At 68.7% G+C, this 19,034-nt stretch carries 15 protein-coding genes; 8 read left to right on the top strand and 7 right to left on the bottom strand.

All coding sequences use genetic code 11. The annotated features are described in order from the left end of the window. Window positions 1–49: 49 nt before the first annotated feature. Complete coding sequence (locus tag EV667_RS04245; protein WP_131834041.1) at window positions 50–832, top strand: MBL fold metallo-hydrolase; 783 nt, start codon at window positions 50–52, stop codon at window positions 830–832. A gap of 74 nt (window positions 833–906) precedes the next feature. Here the strand turns inward: EV667_RS04245 and EV667_RS04240 are convergent, their stop codons facing one another. Beyond that, entirely contained in the window at window positions 907–1,905 is a 999-nt protein-coding gene (locus EV667_RS04240) for an aldo/keto reductase (protein WP_131834040.1), read from the bottom strand. A gap of 53 nt (window positions 1,906–1,958) precedes the next feature. Beyond that, window positions 1,959–3,386 carry a Gfo/Idh/MocA family protein gene (locus EV667_RS04235; RefSeq protein WP_245515960.1) on the bottom strand — a complete coding sequence of 476 codons (1,428 nt, stop codon included), beginning with the start codon at window positions 3,384–3,386 and terminating at the stop codon, window positions 1,959–1,961. Window positions 3,387–3,400: 14 nt separating this feature from the next. On the opposite strand from EV667_RS04235, the gene EV667_RS04230 reads away from it, so the two are divergent. Further along, complete coding sequence (locus tag EV667_RS04230; protein WP_207907668.1) at window positions 3,401–4,321, top strand: AraC family transcriptional regulator; 921 nt, start codon at window positions 3,401–3,403, stop codon at window positions 4,319–4,321. A 3-nt stretch (window positions 4,322–4,324) separates the two neighbouring features. On the opposite strand, the gene EV667_RS04225 is transcribed toward EV667_RS04230, so the two are convergent. Further along, window positions 4,325–5,191 carry a LysR family transcriptional regulator gene (locus EV667_RS04225; protein WP_131834039.1) on the bottom strand — a complete coding sequence of 289 codons (867 nt, stop codon included), beginning with the start codon at window positions 5,189–5,191 and terminating at the stop codon, window positions 4,325–4,327. A gap of 436 nt (window positions 5,192–5,627) precedes the next feature. On the opposite strand from EV667_RS04225, the gene EV667_RS04220 reads away from it, so the two are divergent. The 6 genes from EV667_RS04220 (at window position 5,628) to EV667_RS04195 (ending at window position 11,482) form a co-directional block, all read left to right on the top strand. Beyond that, window positions 5,628–6,686: an LLM class flavin-dependent oxidoreductase gene (locus EV667_RS04220; RefSeq protein ID WP_131834038.1), complete on the top strand. Its 1,059-nt coding sequence runs from the start codon at window positions 5,628–5,630 to the stop codon at window positions 6,684–6,686. Window positions 6,687–6,835: 149 nt separating this feature from the next. Continuing rightward, window positions 6,836–7,336 carry a flavin reductase family protein gene (locus tag EV667_RS04215; RefSeq protein WP_131834037.1) on the top strand — a complete coding sequence of 167 codons (501 nt, stop codon included), beginning with the start codon at window positions 6,836–6,838 and terminating at the stop codon, window positions 7,334–7,336. A gap of 43 nt (window positions 7,337–7,379) precedes the next feature. Next, on the top strand, window positions 7,380–8,855 hold the full coding sequence (locus EV667_RS04210; RefSeq protein ID WP_131834036.1) for a sodium:solute symporter family transporter: 1,476 nt from the start codon (window positions 7,380–7,382) through the stop codon (window positions 8,853–8,855). 37 nt (window positions 8,856–8,892) lie between these two features. Further along, the gene (locus tag EV667_RS04205; protein ID WP_131834035.1) at window positions 8,893–9,183 is read left to right on the top strand and encodes a hypothetical protein; all 291 of its coding nucleotides are present in this window, start codon (window positions 8,893–8,895) and stop codon (window positions 9,181–9,183) included. 94 nt (window positions 9,184–9,277) lie between these two features. Then, window positions 9,278–10,606 carry an LLM class flavin-dependent oxidoreductase gene (locus EV667_RS04200; protein ID WP_131835008.1) on the top strand — a complete coding sequence of 443 codons (1,329 nt, stop codon included), beginning with the start codon at window positions 9,278–9,280 and terminating at the stop codon, window positions 10,604–10,606. Window positions 10,607–10,762: 156 nt separating this feature from the next. Beyond that, window positions 10,763–11,482 (top strand): hypothetical protein, encoded by a 720-nt coding sequence (locus EV667_RS04195; RefSeq protein WP_425358997.1) that lies wholly within the window; start codon window positions 10,763–10,765, stop codon window positions 11,480–11,482. Window positions 11,483–11,506: 24 nt separating this feature from the next. On the opposite strand, the gene EV667_RS04190 is transcribed toward EV667_RS04195, so the two are convergent. The 4 genes from EV667_RS04190 to addB all read right to left on the bottom strand — a co-directional run bounded on the left by EV667_RS04190 (window position 11,507) and on the right by addB (window position 19,020). After that, entirely contained in the window at window positions 11,507–12,013 is a 507-nt protein-coding gene (locus EV667_RS04190; protein WP_131834034.1) for a DUF1993 domain-containing protein, read from the bottom strand. A gap of 141 nt (window positions 12,014–12,154) precedes the next feature. Beyond that, entirely contained in the window at window positions 12,155–12,475 is a 321-nt protein-coding gene (trxA, locus tag EV667_RS04185) for a thioredoxin (protein ID WP_018389357.1), read from the bottom strand. An 81-nt stretch (window positions 12,476–12,556) separates the two neighbouring features. Further along, window positions 12,557–15,967 carry a double-strand break repair helicase AddA gene (gene addA / locus EV667_RS04180; RefSeq protein WP_131834033.1) on the bottom strand — a complete coding sequence of 1,137 codons (3,411 nt, stop codon included), beginning with the start codon at window positions 15,965–15,967 and terminating at the stop codon, window positions 12,557–12,559. Then, window positions 15,964–19,020: a double-strand break repair protein AddB gene (gene addB, locus EV667_RS04175; RefSeq protein ID WP_131834032.1), complete on the bottom strand. Its 3,057-nt coding sequence runs from the start codon at window positions 19,018–19,020 to the stop codon at window positions 15,964–15,966. The genes addA and addB overlap by 4 nt, the downstream gene beginning before the upstream one ends. Between the last annotated feature and the right edge of the window lie 14 nt (window positions 19,021–19,034).

The raw sequence follows: 19,034 nt of genomic DNA, 5'->3' as shown, positions 1-19,034 counted from the left end.
GCTTTCGCCGTGGGACGCAGGGCCCCGGCAACCCTGTGAAGGAACGCAGATGACGGGACTACACCTGACGCGGCGCCATGCGCTGCGGTTCGCGCTCGCCAGCCTTGCGGGGCCCCCGCTTGTCGGCCTCACCCCTTTCGCGGGGCAGGCCGAGGAGCAGGGCGACCGCTACCCCACCGACAGCGGCGCGATCACCGTGGTGCCGATCCGGGAGGCGAGCTTCGTCCTGAAAATGTCTGGCATGGTGATCTACAACGATCCAGCCGGCGGTGCCGCCCTCTTCGAGGGGCAGCCCGTGCCCGACCTAGTGCTGATCTGCCACGAGCATGTCGATCATTTCGACCTGGCGACGCTGCGGGAGGTCGTCGGCCCGGCGACGAGGCTCGTGGTCAATCCCGCCACGATGCCGCTGTTGCCGCCCGAATTCCAGGCAAGGGCGACGGCGTTGGCCAATGGCGAGACGGTGACGGTCGGCGCGGTGCGGATCGAGGCGATTCCCGCCTACCATACCGTGCCCGCCTTCACCTCCTATCACCCGCGCGGCCGCGACAATGGCTATGTGCTCACCGTCGACGGCCGCCGCATCTATATCTCGGGCGACACCGACGCTACGCCCGAACTGCGGGCGCTGAAGGATATTCACATCGCCTTCCTGGCGATTTCGCGCTGGACACTGACGCCGGAACGCGGCGTCTCCGCCGTCCAGTCCTTCACACCCGATTTCGCCTACCCCTTCCACTATGAACGCGTCAGCGAGCGGGATGCGTTCGCCAGAGGCGTAGAGTCGGCGGGGAGCCGTACCCGCGTCGTGGTGCGGGACTGGCACAGATAAGACGGGCGGCGGGCGCTCGGGTCGCCGCCTCGGCAGCCGTCGGGATGACGGTCCCAAGGGGGGAGCCAAAGCCTTCAAGCCCGAAGCAGCCACCCCGGATATTCGCTCGGCAGGTGGCTGGCGGTGTCGAGCTCGGCCAGATCCTCCTCCTCCAGCACGATGGCCGCCGCCCGCACATTCGCGTGCAGCTGTTCAACCCGCTTCGCGCCGATGAGGACCGTGGAGACGGCCGGCTGGCGCAGCAGCCAGGCGATGGCGATCTGCGCCGGAAGGCAGCCATGCTTGCGTGCCACCGCCCGCAGTACCTCGATCAGCGGCTCGCCGCGCACGCGGTCGATGGGCGGGAAGTCCAGCGTCGTCTGCCGGCCGCCATCACCCTCGTCGGCGCCGGAATATTTGCCGGTGAGATAGCCTCCGGCGAGCGGGCTCCAGACCATCAGCCCCACGCGCTCCGAGGCGAGCAGCGGTACGATCTCGCGCTCCACGTCGCGCCCCACCAGCGAATAATAGGCTTGAAGCGAAGTGATCGGCGCGAGGCGCCGGGCCTCCGTGAGGCCGATGGCCTTCATGACCTGCCACGCCGCCCAGTTCGACAGCCCGACATAGCGGACATCACCGGCGCGCACGAGCGTGTCGAGCGCCTCCAGCGTTTCCTCCATCGGGGTCGCGGGGTCGAAGGCGTGGATCTGGTAGAGGTCGACATGGCCCAGCCTCAGGCGGGCGAGGCTGGCGCGGCACTGGGCGAGGATGTGCCGACGCGAGGCGCCCCGGTCGTTCGGACCCGCCCCCATGGCCGAGCCGACCTTGGTGGCGATCACCACCTGGTCGCGTGGGACACCGAGGTTGCGCAAGGATTGCCCGAGGATTTCCTCGCTACGTCCATGGGCGTAGACATTCGCGGTGTCGAAGAGGTTGATCCCCGCATCGAGCGCGGCGCCGACCACGGCGTCAGCCTCCTCCTGTCCCAGCTGGCCGACCTGCCCCCACAGGCCGTCCGTGCCGCCAAAGGTCATGGCCCCGAAGGCCAATTCCGAGACGAACAGGCCACTGCCGCCAAGCCTTCGCATCCGCATCGCGCTTCTCCTCAGACTGCTCTCAACACCAGCGACCGCGCCGGGCTTCGTCGTCAGGCAACGAGCCGCTGCCGCGCGCCAGTGCGCGCCGCGCGCTCGACCGCAGCAATGAGGCGACTATTGTGCAGCGCATGGGCGAAGCCGGGCGTTGCATGGCTTCCCTTCGCCAGATCGCGACCGAGGGAGCCATAGACCTCGCCCACATTGATCGAGGCGCCCGCCCAGAATCCGGCGGCGGTCGGACCGACACCGGTGGCGATCGGTGCGTCCGGCGCGATAAAATCAATGCTGGCCGACAAGGTGAGATCGCCCACCTGCACGCCGGCGAGATGGTTGCCGGAAAGCTTCAGCCAGCCGGCCAAGCCCCGAATCTCGAAGCTAAAATGCGCCTCTTCCGCCGGCACACCGGCGAGTACCTGAACAGATACCGGCGCGCCGCTGGCGGTGCGGGCGATCACGTCGACATGGTCGGCAATCTCCCGACGTGAGGTCTCCCCCGTATCGACAATCTCGATCTCCGGCCACAGAAGCTCGGTACGCGCATCGACTTCCCCGATATTTCCAAGCACCGCCTCGACAATGTCGAGCACATGGGCGGTCGTGATGGTGAGGAAGCTCGCGCCGGAGGCCGCCTTGTTGAAATAGTCATAGGCGCTCGGCGATTGCGGGCCGAAGCCGAAGGTCGTCGCGCCGACCCGTGCCGACAGAATCCGGCCAAGCCTTCCGGACGCCACGAGCTCGGCCGCCCGGCGCACGGCGGGATTATGCCGCCCCTGCAGGCCGATCGCCGTGTGGAGGGAGCCTGCTGCGGCGGCCATCTCCTCGGTCTCGGCCAGACTCGCCCCGAGCGGGGATTCGCAATAGACCGCCTTGCCAGCCGCCAGCGCCGCCAGCACCAGCGGCCGATGTGCCGGCACCTTCACGGCGACCGTGACGAGATCGATGCTCGCGTCGTGGATCAGCGCGTAGGGATCGGCGAACCAGCGCTCGGCGCCGAACGCCGCGGCCGCCGCCTTCGCGGTTTCCTCGCGACGGGTGGCCACCGCCGCGAGCATAAGGCCGGGTTGCGCGTGCAGCGCCGGGATATGCGAGGCCCCGGCCCAGCTCGCGCTCGTATCCGCCCCGATGATCCCCACACGAAATTTCTCCGCCGTCATGTCTGCTGCTCCTTTGGCCTGCACCGCGCCGTCGATGGACGGGGGTGCAGAGAGCATGGCGAGCGCGCGCGCCTCTACGCATTGGCGATCACAGTCCGGCCCGTTCCTCTCAGTGCCCGCGCGCGCCGCAAAATGTGATCGCCTGGCCGCACCGTTTGAGAGGATCGGGCGCGCTCTTGATAGAATATGCATAGTGCCTGACCACCTGCGCAGGTGAAGTAAGGGCGAAGGCCCCTCGCGCGGATGCCGAGCCAATCGAGAAGGCTTCACGCTGCCGGCCGAGGCGGTGTCGAACCAATCGGCGGGCAGATCAACCGCCTGCAAGGGAACGCTCCCACATGATGAAACCACAGTTTTCCGACCTGCTGAGTGTCATCGAGCGCCATGCCCGCTACGATTACGTGACCCCGATCGAGGGGCTGAAGGTCGGCCGTACCGATGTTCCCTCGGAGGTGGGGCACTCCATCTACCAGCCATCCTTCGGCTTTGTCGGGCGCGGCGTTAAGGAACTGATGGTCGGCGAAATCCCTTTTCACTATGCGGCCGGGGAATCCCTTCTGTGCGCCGCCGACGTGCCCGTCACCTCGCAGGTGACAGTGGCAAGCCCGTCGGAGCCTTATCTCGCGGTGCATCTGGAGCTGGACCCCGCCATCGTCGCCGACCTCCTGCTCGAGGCGGCGGGCGATACGCCCAAGGCACCGGACACGCTGGTCGCCGCCAAACACCCGTTGGACCCGGACCTGTTCGACCCCCTCATCCGCCTGATCTCCCTGCTGGAGCGGCCACAGGACATTCCGGTTCTGGCGCCGCTGGTCCGGCGGGAAATCGTGTGGAAGCTGCTGCATGGCGCGCACGGTCCGATGCTGAGCCAGCTCGCTTTCGCCAATGGCCATGCCGCCCGCATCGGGCGGACGACGGCCTGGCTGCGGGAGAATTTCGCCGCGCCGCTGTCCATTCCCGATCTCGCGGCGCAGGCGAATATGAGCGTGCCGAGCTTCCACCGGCATTTCAAGGCCGTGACCTCGATGACCCCGGTCCAGTTCCAGAAACGGGTGCGGCTGCAGGAGGCGCGCCGAACGCTGTCTGGGGCCTCCACCATATCGGCCGTGGCCTATGAGGTCGGCTATGAGAGCATCTCGCAGTTCAACCGGGACTACCGGCGCCTGTTCAACCTGACGCCCAGCAACGATGCGGCAACTCTGCGCGCCACGCTCAAGCGCGAGTTCGGACCCGTCCGGCAGAGTGCCGCCCCGGCGTGAGCGTCAGCCGGCAAAGCGGGCGATCTCGGTGGCCAGCGTGTCCATGTCGCGCTCGCGCAGGGCAAACAGCCAGTAGGGCAGCGCAATGGCCAGGGTGCCGATGCGCTCCACCCGTCCCGCCTCCAGATGGGCGCTCACCGCCCGCTCGGGCAGCAGGGCAAGGTGGCGTCCCGCCCTGAGCAGAGACAGCACCGCCATACTGGAGGCGAGCCGCAGCTTCGGGTCGAGAAGCCGCCCCGGGTCCAGCCGCTGCGCCATCAGGCCGGCCGTGATGGTGGGCGTCAGGTCGCTCTGCTCCCAGACCAGCGGCGCGTGATCGGCAAGCTCGCGCCAGCCGATATCCGCCGGCAGGCGCCGGGCAAGGGCCGGGTGGGCGCAGACGATCAGCGTGTCGGTAAACACGCGGGTGAGGCGGAACTGCGGGTGGCTCGGCATCACATTGGTGATGCCGGCATCTGCGCTTCCCCGCATCACCAGGGCGGTGACATCGTCAACCTCGGCGCGCACCAGCCGCAGGCCGGGTAAGCCCTCGCGGCCCGCCACCGCCATCTCCGGCATCCAGTGATCATAGGCATGGCCGGTACAGGCCGCGATGGCGAAGGCCTCCAACGGGCGCCGGCTCTCGATGCGCAGGATGGTCAGTTCGACGTCGCGCAGGATGCGTTCCGCCTCGCTCAGCAGCACCTGTCCCGCCTCGGTGAGCACCAGCCGCCGCCCCGTGCGATCGAACAGAGCGACGTCGTGCTTTTCCTCCAGCTTCTTGATGCAGACACTGACTGCCGACTGGGTGATGCCAAGCTGCTCGGCGGCATGGGTGAAGCTGCCGTAGTGCGCCGCCTCCAGGAAGATCTTCATTTGCTCGAAGGTCACGCTAGGTCTCCCTCGCCGGCCGTCCATCCACCGGAGCCCCGCCCCCGGGGCGCGGCGGCCGCGTTCAAATTCGGGCCACACCGCAAACGCCGGTGCTGCCAAATCGATCAGCCCCCCGCCGCATGATGAACCCGGCTCATCTTCCCCAGCCGGAACGATGATGTCGACGCCTTTCCATTAATACTATTCCGGCCTCATGAACTGAATATATGACATCGCCCATTCTGCACTCAAGTTGATCATATTACTGACTATTTTCGCGCATTATCGCCTAAATTTGAAGCATTTCATTATTTCTGCGCCGGTCTCGATTTCTTGGCGCACCGCTTGCCATTGAAAGGCCGAGCGTAGCAACGCGAGGGAAGCGGACAGACCGGGTTCGTCGCTTCCACCGCGCCGGGCGCTCGCGTCGCAGGGTGAACAGGTGAGTGGACACATGGAAATCGGCATCTGGCTTCCGGTCTATGGCGGATGGCTGCGCTCGCAGGACGCACCCACCGGGCCGGACGTGGCCGCCTGCCTCGCCATCGCGCAGCAGGCCGAGGCGCTGGGCTTCGACTTTCTCTACGCCTCCGAGAATTTGCTCAACTGCATCCACGGCCCCCGCGAAAGCGTCGCCGACGCCTGGACCATCCTTGCCGCCATCGCCGCCGTGACCCACAAGGTCGGGCTATGCGGCGCGGTAAAGCCGGGCTTCCGCTCGCCCTTCCTGGTCGCCCGCATGCTCGACACCCTGACCCGCATCTCCGAGCGGCGGCTCGGCATGAACATCGTCTGTGGCTGGTGGCGGGAGGAGTTCGATCTCTCCGGCGTCGACTGGCTCGACCATGACGGCCGCTATGACCGGGCGGCCGAGTTCCTGCGCTCGCTGCACGGGCTGTTCAACCCGCCCGCCGAGGCAAGCGCGGCCACCGGCGTGGGTGAAACTGACATTGGCGAGCCGCCGAACTACGGCCTCGACCCCGCGGCCCTGCCGGAAGTGTGGATCGCCGGCCATTCGGATCGCGCCATCCGCATGGCGGCGGAGTGGGGACACTGCCTGTTTCTCAACGGCATGGGCGACGACGACCTCAAGCGGCACATCGACAATGCCCGCCAGGAGGCCAACCGCTGGGGCCGGGAACTGCGGATCGCGGCCAATGCCTATGTCATCGCCACCGACACGACGGAACAGGCGCGGCAGCGGTGGAAATCGGTGGTCGCGCGCCGCAACCCGGACACCATTGCCTTTTTCCGCGAGGTGATCGGCGCCTCGGGCGCGGCCGCGTGGGCCTCGCTCAGCGAAGACCAGATGGTCGATTCCAATGCCGGCTTTGAACTCGGGTTGATTGGCTCGTTCGAGGACATCCGCCAACGCATTCCAAGGCTTGAAGCACTCGGCGTCAACCGCATCGTCTGCCAGTTCGACGACCCGATGCGGGATGCCGGCCCCTTCATGAAGCACGTCATCCGCCCGCTGCGCGCGGCACGGACGCTCGAAGTTGCCGAGAGTTGAAGTTTTCAATATTTTCTATAAACAATATATACAATCACCTGAGTACCCCCCATGCTCCTCACCTTTACCCGCCCCAGCCTGCCTCCCGGACGAGCCCTTTCCTGCCTTTGCAGTGCGACGGTGCCGCTCCGTGTCGAGGCGACTGCACGATGACCGAACATCCCCACGACATCACACGCGGCTTCAAGGATGTCTTCAGCCGGCTCGCCTCCGGCGTGTGCGTCGTCTCGTTCTGGCGCGGCGAGAGCGTTCACGGGTTCACCGCGACATCCGTGACCTCGGTGTCGCTCGCGCCGCTGCGGGTGCTGTTCTGCCTGTCGCGCGCCAGCGAGAGCCATTCCAGTCTGCGGCCGGGGCTGCCAGTCGGCATCTCGGTGCTCCACGCCGAGCAGCAGGTGCTGTCCGAGCGCTTCGCCCGGCGCGTGGGCGAGGGCACTGGCTACGCGGACGTGCGTCTTTCCCAGCTTATCCGCCACGCTCCGGTTCTCGATGGCGCCATCGGACAGATTGCGGCGACCGTGGTCGAGATCATTCCCTCCGGCGACCACTCCATCGTGCTGTGCGACGTCACGCACGCGCAAGCATCCAGCGATGGCGAGCCACTCCTTTACTGCAAGAGAAACTACCACAGACTTCACCACAGCCTTTAACCCTGCGGAGAATATCGCAATGGACAAATCAGTATTTGCGTCTATGCCGAGTCTCACGCCGACGCTCGGCTTCGCCTCGATGATCGGGCTGGGGCTGTTCTCGCTGGCGCTTTCCTATGCGGTGAAACTGCTGCTCGTGCGCAACACGCACGACTTCATCATCGCCGACCGCCGCGTCGGCTTCGGCTTTGGCGTCGCCTCCGTCATCTCGGTATGGACCTGGGCGATGGCGGTGATGATGAGTTCGGCCATGACCTTCCAGTGGGGCCTTTCAGGCCTGTTCTGGTTCGTGGTGCCGAACGGCCTCGCGGTCATGGCGATGATCCCGTTCGCGCGGGTACTGCGCAAGAACATGCCCGAGGGCTACACCATCTCGGAGTTCATCCAGTACCGCTTCTCGAAATCGAAGGTCGCGACCGGCATCGTCACGCTGACGATGATCTTCGGCATCGTCCTGGAGATCCTCATCAACCTGAAGGGCACCTCGCTCGTCGTCTCCACCGTGTTCGGCATCGACTGGCGGGTGGCGACCGTGGTCGGCATCGTCTGCGTGCTCACCTATTCCTATTTCGGCGGGCTGTGGACCAGCGTGATGACCGGCACGCTCAACACGTTGATGATCACCGTGCCGGCGGCGATCGTCGTCGCGGCGGTGTTCGCGGCGATCCCCGGCGGGGCCGACGCGGTGTTCGGCGCGGTCGAGACCGCCGGGCCGGAATATCTCTCGGTGCTTCGGCCCGAGGCGGCGGCGGGCTTTGGCATCACCCTCGCCTTCGGCCTGCTGGCGGCCACGGTTTCCGACCAGACCTTCTGGCAGAAGGTGTGGGCGATCAAAAGCAAGGATGTCGGCCGCACCTTCCTGTGGGCCGGCGCGCTGTTCTACCCGATCCCGATCTGCCTCGGCATGCTCGGCCTCGTCGGCATCGCCTATGGCCTGACGCCGGCCGATTTCGGCGGCGACATCGCGGCGGTCGGCCCTTACATCGTCTCGCATATCGGGCTGCCGCTCACCCTCGTGCTGCTCTATGTGCTGGTGATCCTCGCCGCCTGCTACTCCACCATTGACGGCGCCTCCTCGGCCCTGTCGTCGATCGTCGCGGTGGACATCGTGAAGCGCTATTTCCCGAGCGTCTCGGAGCGCCTGCTGTTCCCGATCACCAAGATCTCGGTGCTGCTCGGCGGGCTTGTCGCCACCATCATCGTGCTGTCGGGCGTCGACTTCACCACGCTGGTGCTCACGACCTACGCGCTGAAGACCTCGATCCTGCTGCCTCTCGTCTTCGCCATCCTGTGGCCGCGGACCAACACGCTCGGCTTCGTCGGCGGCATCGTCGCCTCCATCGCCATCGGCATGCCGATCTACGAATGGGTCGGGGAACTGGCGGGCACGCTCTCCATCGTCGCCATCGGCGGCCTCACCGTGTTCGTGAGCGGGATGCTGGGCGGCAAGGATTTCGACGTCACCAGCCTGCGCCGCGTGAGCGACGAGATCGCCAGCCCGGTTCCCGGAGCCGAGTGAAGCAACGTCGTCACCTCATCTTTCGGAAGGATTGAACATGTACACACTCATTGTCGTCCTCGGTATCGCGGCGGCCCTCCTCTTCCTCGCAGGCTTTTCGCGTGGCGTGCGCAACGCGGTTGTTGAATACAGGCGCGGCAAGGCCGAGCCAAACGACGTGCCGCCCTACAACTATGTCGGCATGGCAGCGGTCTCGGTGGTGCTGTCGGCCAGTTTCATCGCCCTCGCCGGCGTCGCCCCGATGTGGATCTATGCCGGGCCGCTGCTGGTGCTTGGCACCGCTGCCGGCATCGGCATTGCCTTCTTCGTCGAGCGCCCGAGCGTCTGAGCCGGGCCCTTCGGCCGTCTCCCTCCGAACACTACGCATGGCCGTCACCCACGGCCATGCCCGTTTCATGACCTTCCAGGCGCGAGGCCCGACCATGACGACAGCGACCAAGAAGCACGCCCATCTCCTCGGCTTCATCCAGCACGGCGTGAACAGCCACGCCACCGGCATGTGGCGGCATGCGCGCGACAAGGTCGAGTGGAACTTCGCGCGCCCGGAATACTGGCAGCACATGGCGCGGACCATGGAGCGCGGCCTGTTCGACGCGATGTTCATCGCCGACGAACTCGCGCCCTACAACACCCATGAGGACAGTTCCGACGCCATCGTGAAATGGGCCGTGCAGTGCCCGACCCACGAGCCCTCCACCATCGTGCCAATCATCACCGGCGCCACCAAGCACCTTGGCGTCGGCGTCACGCTGTCGACCGCTTTCGAGCACCCCTATTCGATGTGCCGCCGCCTCTCCAGCCTCGATCACCTCTCCTCCGGCCGGGTGGCGTGGAACATCGTCTCGTCCTACTCCAAGAGCGAATGGGACGCCTATGGCCAGCCGATGACCGACCGCAGCGGCCGCTACGAGCGGCTCGAAGAGTATATGGAGCTTTGCTACAAGCTTTGGGACTCCTGGGAGCCTGGCGCCATCATCGCCGACAAGGAATCCGGCATCTATGCCGACCCCGACAAGGTCAAGGTCGTCTCCCACGAGGGCAAATACTACAAGTGCAACGGCCGCCATTTCTGTGCCCCCTCGCCGCAGGGCCGTCCGGTGCTGTGGCAGGCCGGCTCATCGGGACAGGGGCGTGACTTCGCCGCCAAGCATGCCGAGGCGATCTTCGCCGTGCATCCGAATGTCGAGCGGATGAAGGGCTACGCCGCCGACCTGAACGAACGGCTGTCCGGCACCTACAACCGCGCGCCGGGCTCGGTGAAGCTGATCTACGGGCTGCAGACCGTGGTGGCGGAAACCCGCAGCGAGGCGCAGGAAAAATATGAGCGCATCCGCGCCTGCATCCCCCCCGAGGGCGCGCTGGCCTGGATGTCCGGCCATTTCGGGCTGGACTTCTCCAAGTTCGCGCCCGACGCCATCGTTCAGAACATCGAGGTTCCCGGCATTCAGGGCCTGTTCGATTCCATCATCTATGCCAAGGGCGGCGCGCCGGTCACGGTGAAGGAGGCCGCGATGATCTATGCGCAGGGCATGGGCATGCCGGTCGCGGTGGGCACGGCGGCCGACATTGCCGACCAGATCGAGCACTATATGGACGAAGGCGGCGCCGACGGCTTCATGCTGGCCGCCACCTACACGCCGGGCTGCTTCGAGGAGTTTGTCGATCTCGTCGTGCCGGAATTGCAGCGGCGCGGCCGTATGCGGACCCGCTACCAGGGCGCGACGCTGCGCGAGAACCTGCTGGAGCATTGAGGCCGGCATATGGGGGCCGGAGCGAACAGGCCCGGCCCCTCGCGCGCGGATTCCATGGGTGGTGCTTCCCGCGGGCGACGCCGTCTCGACAAGCGGTCCGCTTTGCGCCATTGCCTGCTTCGGCATCGAACGGGTGCCGGCAGGCCGGAGGCGCCTTTGGGACTTCACGCCATCACCACGGTGCCGCTTCGCATCAGGGCGCGCGCCCTCCCCCTGCTCGCCGCCGGCCTCGTGGCGAGCCTCGCTTTCGCCAGCCTGCCAGCCCGCGCCGACGAGGCTCCGCGCTGGCCGGACACCGCGTTCAGCCGCCTCGCGGCACTGGCGCTGGTGCAGACGCTAAACGCCGACCTGCTCGCCAATGCCAGTGCGACGCTGACGCTGGACCGCTGGTGCGCCGCGCATCGCCTCGCCGCACAGCCGGTCATCGTCGCCGACCGGGTGCGCGGGCAGGACAAGCCGGCTGACGCGGAGATCCGCGCGTTGCTCAACGTCGATGCCAACGAGCCCGTGCGCTACCGCCGGGTGCGGCTCACCTGCGGCGAAAGGGTGCTGTCGGAAGCCGACAACTGGTATCTGCCGGACCGGCTGACGCCGGCGATGAACGAGACGCTGGAAACCACCGACACCTCCTTCGGGCGCGTGGTGAAGCCGCTCGACTTCCGCCGCACCACGCTGGCATCGCGGCTGCTGTGGCAGCCCCTGCCGGAAGGCTGGGCCATGGGCACCCCGCTGCCGCCGGCAGGCCCCGGCGCGCTGGAATTCCCCGCCTTCCTGCTGGAGCACCGCGCCGTGCTGACCCTTCCGGACGGCACGCCGTTCAGCGCGCTGGTGGAGAGCTACACGCGGCAGGTGCTCGCCTTCCCGCCGCCCCACTGACCCGTAACGGGGCGGCGTGGCGCGTCAGAACGCCCCGAGATAGTCCGACTTGCCGACCGGCACGCCCTTGTGGCGCAGGATGTCGTAGGCGGTGGTGACGTGGAAGAAGAAGTTCGGCAGCGCGAAGGTCAAGAGATAGCTGGTGCCGACGAAATGCCGCTCGCCGCGCCGCGACTTCTGCACGATTTCGCGCGTCTCGCTACCCTCGAAGTCGGCCGCGTTGACGCTGGCGAGATAGTCCAGCGTCGCGGCGATGCGCTGGTGCAGCTCCTCGAAGCTCGTCTCGGTGTCGGCAAAGCTCGGCCCGGTGGTGCCGGTCAGGCGCGCGGCGGCGAACTTGGCGGAATCGCAGGCGCTCTGGATCTGGCCGGTCAGCGGAAACATGTCTGGCGCGAGCCGGGCGGCGGCAAGCTCAGAGAGGTCGAGACCGCTAGTAGCAGCGTGCTCCTCGCCCTTGCGCAGAAGGGCGTCGAGATTGCCCAGGGCGCGCTGGAAGACTGGAACGGAAGCGTCATACATCGAAAGCGACATGGAAGGTCTCCAAAATCGAGCGAACAGGATAAGATCGCGCACGATATCCTTGTCGTGCATCACCCGGAAGCGGGCGGCCGGAAATAAAAACCCCGGCGCGGAGGACCGGCCGGGGTTGATCGTATGGGGGAAGTACCGCGCTCAGATCGCGCTGTTGACCCATTGCAGCATCTTGGCCTTAGGCGCCGCGCCGACCTGGCGCGAGGCGAGCTGGCCGTCCTTGAACAGCAGCAGCGTGGGGATCGACATGATGCCGTACTTCGACGCCGTCGCCGGGTTCTCGTCGACGTTCAGCTTTACGATCTTCACCTTGTCGCCGAGTTCGCCGGCCATCTCGTCGAGAACGGGGGCGACCATGCGGCAGGGGCCGCACCATTCGGCCCAGAAATCGACGATCACCGGAGCGGAGGAATTCAGCACGTCGGACTCGAAGCTCTGGTCCGAAACCTTTTCGACGCCCATTTGGACACCTTTCACGAATCTAGAAAAATCAGGAAGTTGGCGTGAAGGTAGGTAGCCGCCCCCCCATGCGTCAAGGCGCCGTCACCCCAACGTGACGCTTTCCACCGCGCGCTCCAGCGCCGACCCTTCCAGCGTGTGGACAAGCGGGCCGGCGGTATAGACCAGCAAGGCCCGCATTTCCTTGCCCGGGAACAGCCGGGCCAGCAGCCGCGCGTAAAGCGCAACCTGCCGGACATGCGCGGGAGGCAGGGCAGACCCGGCCCGCGGCACATGGCGATCGGTCTTGAAATCGGCGATCAGCACGCGCCCCTCGCTCACGCTCAGCCGGTCGATGCGCCCGGAGATCGCCGTGCCATCGTCCAGTTCGCCCGCCAGCGGCACCTCGCCGAGGCTGCCGGGCGCGAAGAGGCCGGCGAGTTCGGGCAGGGCAAGCGTGCCCAGCGCCTCGGCCAGCAGTTCCTCGCGGGCTTCCTCCGGCCAGTCGGTGGTTGAGGCCAGCAGCCGCCGGCCCGGATCCGCCCGCGCCTCGCCCGGCAGGGAAGCCAGCGCCGCCATCAGCCGGTGCAGCAGGTCGCCGCGCTCCAACGCCCGCGCGGCGTCGCCGGTGGGCAGCGGGGCGAAGACATCGGCGCCGGAGGGACGCAGGCTTGCCCGCGCCACCGGCTCGATCACCGGCCGCGCCAGTGCCCGCGCCAGCGCCCGCTCCTCTGCCTCGGCGGGGGGCGCGACACAGGCCGGCAGCGCCGCCACGGGAGCCGCATCGCCGCCGCCGCGCCAGCGCAGCACCGTGCCGGCAAAGCCGATGGCGGGACGCTCCACCGCTTCCGGCTCCAGCGCCCCGCGCACAAGGTCGTACCAGCATTCGGCCGGACGCTGCTTCGCGCCATCGGCGCCGCACAGCACCAGCGCGGTCTCGGCACGGGTGAGCGCGACATAGAGCAGGCGCCGATATTCGTCCTGCTGCGCGTCGTCGCCGCGCTGGCGGGCGCCCGCCATGGCCGGCGTGTCGCCCTTCTTCGCCGGCGCGTGCAGGGCGACGCGCCGCCCGTCCGGCAGTTCGACCCGCAACAGCCCGGCAGTGCGGCGGGTCATCGGGCCGGAGGTGGTGTCGGCGAGGATGACATAGGGCGCCTCCAGCCCCTTGGCGCCGTGCACCGTCATCACCCGCACCTCGTCGCGCCCGGCCTCCATGTCGCGCTTGGCCTCGGCCCCGCCGCGCCGCAGGAAGGCGAGAAATCCTGCCAGCGAGGGCGCTTCCAGGCTCTCATAGGCCCGCGCCAGCGCCAGCATCTCGTCCAGCGCGTCGGCGGCTTCCGGCCCGAGGCGCGCCAGCATGGCGGAGCGGCCGCGCTCGCGCCCGAGCACGCGGGTGTAGAAATCGAACGGCCGCAGCTGCCGCGCCTCCTCGCGCAGCCGTGCCAGCCGCGTCGCCGCCGCGTGCCATTTCGGGTTCTCCCCGGCGCGGGCGGCCAGCGTGTCTTCCAGCAGGCTCTCGCGGCCGGGCGCCAGCGTCATCAAATCATGGTCGTCGAGGCCGAAGAGCGGGCTCTTGAGCACGCTGGCCAGCGCCAGTTCGTCGTCGCGCGCCAGCAGCGCGTCGCCCAGCGCCATCAAATCCATCACGGCGATATGCTCAGCCACCACCAGCCGGTCAGCCCCCGCCACATCGACGCGCGCCTGCTTCAGCTCGCGGATGATCGAGGTGAACAGCCCGTCGCGCCGCCGCACCAGAATGAGGAAGTCGCCCGGTCGGGCGGGGCGCGTGCCGTACCGCCCGGTGACGGGGAAGCCCTCCTTGATGCGCGCGGCGATATGGGCGGCGATCTTCTTGGCCAGCCGTCCCTTGGGGTCGTCGGCACTGGGCGCGTCGAGCGGGCGCTGCCAGGCGTCGACATCCACCTTCTCGCTCGGCGCCTCCGGCTCCCAAATCTCCACCAACGCGGGCAGCGCGGCGTGGATCGGCGCGTGCACCGGCGGCTTGGCCTCGGCGGAAAGGCCGCGATAGGAGGCCTCGCGGCCGAACACAGCGTCCACCGCCTCCAATATGCCCGGCGCCGAGCGGAACGAGTGCTGCAGTTCCACATGCACGAAGCCGGTGCCGCCCGCCGCCTCGAACTCGCGCCGCACCGTGTCGAAGCGGCGCGGGTCGGCGCCCTGGAAGGAAAAGATCGACTGCTTCTCGTCGCCGACCACGAACAGCGTGCGCGGCAGCCGCGTCTCGCGGGCCCCCATGCCGGCGAAGAACTCGGCCACCAGCGGACGGATGACCTCCCACTGGTCAGGGCTGGTGTCCTGCGCCTCGTCCAGCAGCACATGGTCGATGCCCTGGTCGAGCTTGTAATGCACCCAGGCCGAGGCGCCCGAGGCCAGAAGCTGCCGCGCCGCGTCGACCAGATCGGAGAAATCCAGCACGCCGCGCGCCACCTTGGCCCTGACATAGCGCCGCGCCGCCTCGCGTCCCAGAATGAGCACCGCCCGGCTGCGCTCAAAGGCGCGGGCGGCGATGAGCTCGCGCGCCAGCGGGGCGACGCGGTCGCGCTCGGCCAGAAGCTGAGGATATTTCGCACGCGCCGCCGCATTGCCGAACTGGCCGTCGGAATACGGCTCGCCGTCCTCCTTCAGGAACACGCCGGCATAGGCCTCCGCCACCGCCTCTTCCGGCGCCAGCGCCGCCGCGCGCAGGGATTGGCCGCGCTTGGCGCAATTGCCGCCTTCAAGCATCAGCGCGTCGGCCAGCCCGATCCACGCGCCGCGCGGGATCAGCGCCGCCTCGATGATGGCCCGCTCGATGTCGACGGAGGCCACCGGCCCTTCGAGTCCGACGGCGCGCGCGAGATCCTCGTCGCTCGCCGCCAAGGCCGGCGCGTCCGCCACCAGTTCCTTGAGCAGATCATTGATGCCGGTGTCGGAGGTGATCCCGACGATCAGCGCCAGCGCCCGGCCGAGTTCGCTCTCGGGGGCACCCGACGCCTGCAGCACCACTTCGGCCCGCACCCGCGCCAGCAGTTCCAGCCGCGCGGCTTCCTCCAGCTCGCCGAAGCCCGCCGGCACGCCGGCCTCGAAGGGGAAGGCGTGCAGCAGCGCGCCGCAAAAGGCGTGGATGGTCTGGATCTTCAGCCCGCCAGGCGTTTCCAGCGCCTGCGCGAACAGGCGCCGCGCCTGCGCCCGCCGCTCACCGCCGGCTGCGCCGCCATCGGTCTTGAGAATCTCCTTGTCGAGTTCCTCATCGTCCAGCGTGGTCCAGCGGCGCAGTTCGCCCAGCACCCGGTTGGCCATGTTGGCGGCCGCCGCCTTGGTGTAGGTGAGGCACAGGATGCGACCGGGCGGCACACCGCGCATGAGCAGGCGGATCACCCGCCGCGCCAGCACATGGGTCTTGCCCGAGCCGGCATTGGCGGAAACCCAGGCCGAGACCATCGGGTCGGAGGCGGAAGTCTGCAGCACGGTCGCCGCCCGCAGCGCGCCGGGGGCGAGGTCGGTGGGCTCGCTCATTCCTCGCCCTCCCCGCCGGTCGACCATTCCTTCGCCCGCGCCAGATGGTCATAATCGCCATAGCGCCCGCCGAACATCGGCCGGGCCAGCGAGGCATAGCCGCGCGAGGGGTTCTCGAAGGCGGCGATCAGCGTCTGCAACCGCGCCAGCGTATCGGTGGCGAGGCCGGCGGCGGTGCTGTCCTTGTCCACCGCGCTGATTTCCTTCACCTCTGCCGTGCCCAGCCGGACATAAACCAGCCCGGCCGCCTCCTCACCCGGCACATCGGGAAAGCACCCCGCCGCCGCCATCGCCGCCTCCAGCGGCAGCTGCGGGGAATAATGCACCGCCGTCTGTTTCGCGGTCGGCACGGCGCCGGTCTTGAAGTCGAGGATCGCCAGCCCGCCCTGCGCCAATTGCTCGATGCGGTCGGCACGCCCGGTCAGGGTGAAGCGCCCGCCGGCCAATGGCAGCCTTCCATATTGCTCGGCCAGCACGCGGCGGGTCCGCGTGCGACGGGCGCGTTCCCAGCCGATAACGCGCGGCACGAGCCGCTCGAAGCGCGCCCACCACAGGGCGTGCTCGGCGGGAAACTGTTCCAGCGGCGCGAAAGCCCGCCGCCCATAGTGCAGCAGCACCGCCTCGGCCCCCTCAGGCAATGCCTCGGGAAAGGCCTGCGCGAAAGTGCCGAGCGCGTCGTGGATCGCGCTGCCGCGCTCGCCGGCACCGGGCGCCTCGTCCAGCCCGTCGAGCGGGGCGAGGCGCAGCACGTGGCGGGCATAGATCGTGTAGGGGTCGCGCAGCCAGGTCTCGATCTCGGTGACGCTGAGCTGCTTCGGCCGCAGCGTCAGCGGCGGCGCCGGCTCGGGGCGCCCGATGCGGGCGGCCGGCTTCTCTTCCTCGATGAAGGCGCCGAGGCGGCGGAAGCGGTCGCCGCGCGCGATCGCGGCCCGCCAGCGCGCCTCCCCGCTCACCGCCGCGAGGCGCTGGAGAAAGCGCGAGGGCACGGTCGGCGCCCCGCCCAGCTTGCGCGGATAGGACAGCACCAGCTCCGGCGCGCCGCAGCCCTGCGCGAAATCGTGGGCAGAAAGGCCGATCCGCCGTTCCGGCGCCTCCAGCCCCAGCGCCGCCCGCATCGGCCGGCTGAGCCAGGGGTCGGCGCGCACCGCGTTCGGCCAGGTTCCCTCGACCAACCCCGCCAGCACCACCCGGTCGACGCCGACAAGCCGCGCTTCGAGCGGACCGAGAATCCGCAGCCGCGCGCCGGGCAAAAGCGGCGGGCGCACCGGCTGGCTGGCCAGCAGCAGCACCAGCGCGGCGGCATAGTCCGCGAGCGTCATGACAGGGGCGTGTGGGGCGCCTTCCGCCAGCATCTCGAAGGCGTGGGCAAGTTCGGCCAGCGCCGTCTCGTCGTGAGGCGAGCCGGCATCCGGGCCACTCCACGCTGCCTGCACCGCCGCACGGTGGGCTTCCAGCAGCGTGGCGAAGGCGTGCTCGCCCTCGCCCAGCGCCAGCAACGGGGCGAGGGCCTCGGAAATCCGGCGCGCCAGCGCGTCGGCAAGGGCGCGGCGGCCCTCGCCGATAGACGCCCGCGGATCGCGCGGGTGAAAATCCTTCGGGTTGAAACCTGCCGCCGCCTCGGTCAGCCCCTGCGCCCCCGCCGCCGGGCGCGGGCCGCGCAGCACCGTCATCTCCAGCGCGTCCGCGCTTTCATCGAGGGTGGCACGGTCCAGCCCGAAGCGAACCAGCGGATGGCGCAGCAGGGCGGAAAGCGGCAGCGGCGCCAGGTCCTCGCGGCAGGCATCGGCCACCAGCCGGGCAAAACGGCCCGGCCCGCTCTCCGACAAAGGCTCGCCGGCGGAATCGTCGATAGCGACCTCGAAGCGCAGCAACTCCGCCGCTACCCGCCGGGCGAGGTCGCGGTCGGGGGTGATGAGCGCGCCGGTGCGGCCGGGCACCTCCAGCACCTCGCGCAGGGCCAGCGCGATGGCGAGCGCCTCCTCGCGCGCATCCTGTGCCTCGATGACGCTCACCTGCGCCAGCGCCGCGTCGATGGCGGCAGGGTCGAGCCGGTCGGAAAGGCTCGCCCATTGCTCGGTGGAAGCGACCGGCCGCAGCGCCTCGGAAAGCAGCCTCTCGCGCCCATGGGCGCCCGGCGGCGCCAGCTCGCGCACGGCGGCGCGGTCGACCCGCATATGGCGCTGGAGCAGCAGCGCGAGGCCGTATTGCGGGTGGCTCGGCGCGCTGTCCTGCGCGTCCGTCAGCGCCTCCCATGAGCGCTCATCGAGCGCGAAATCGAGCCCCGGCAGCACGACGGCGCCGCGGGGCAGATGGGCAATTGTGGCGAGCAGCCGGGCGGTGGCCGGCATCGAGCCGGTGGAGCCGGCCGCGATGACGGGGCCGCCCTCCGGCAGGCTCGCCAGCCGCTCGGATTCGGCGGCGATCAACTGGTCGCGGCGCACGCTGGCGTCGACGCAGCCCTCCGCCTCCAGGAAGGCGGGCCAGAAGTCGCGGGCGATCTTGAGGAAGTCGAGCGCCATGTCCCAGTAGCGGTCGTGCTCGCCCGGCACCAGCGCGTCAAGCCGTTCCCACGGCACTTCCTGCGCCGCCATCTCGTCGATCAGCCGCGCCAGTTCGTCCGCCAGCGCGAATTCGGCCCCCGGCCCGGCGGCGACGGCCACCCGGCCGTCCTGCCCCGCCAGCGCCCGGCGCCACGCCCGGATGAGGCTGGCCAACGCCAGCCGCCGCGTCGTCGGTGGCACTTGGCGCGGCGGGTCGGTGTAGCTTTCGGCGAAGGCCAGCGCGTCCTCGTCGACATCGCCGACTGGCACGATGCGCGGCAGCAGCGTTACCCCGGAACCCATGCGCTGGCGCAGCGCCTCGGCCAGCAGGCGCCCGGCGCGGCGGGTCGGCAGGAACACGGTGGCGGTCGCCAGCAACAGCGGATTGCCGCGCGGGGCGAAGCCCTCCACCAGCACGCCATCGAGCAGCGCATCGGCCAGCGTCGCCACGAAGGCGGCGGAGGGCGGGATGGAGAAAAGCCGTGGGCCACGCCGCTGCGCTTCAGGCGTCATGCGCGCGCTCCGCG

This window comes from Ancylobacter aquaticus (assembly GCF_004339465.1).
GTDB lineage: Bacteria > Pseudomonadota > Alphaproteobacteria > Rhizobiales > Xanthobacteraceae > Ancylobacter > Ancylobacter aquaticus.
The sequence above is the reverse complement of the archived record's forward strand: the minus strand, read 5'-3'. Positions and strand labels throughout refer to the sequence as shown.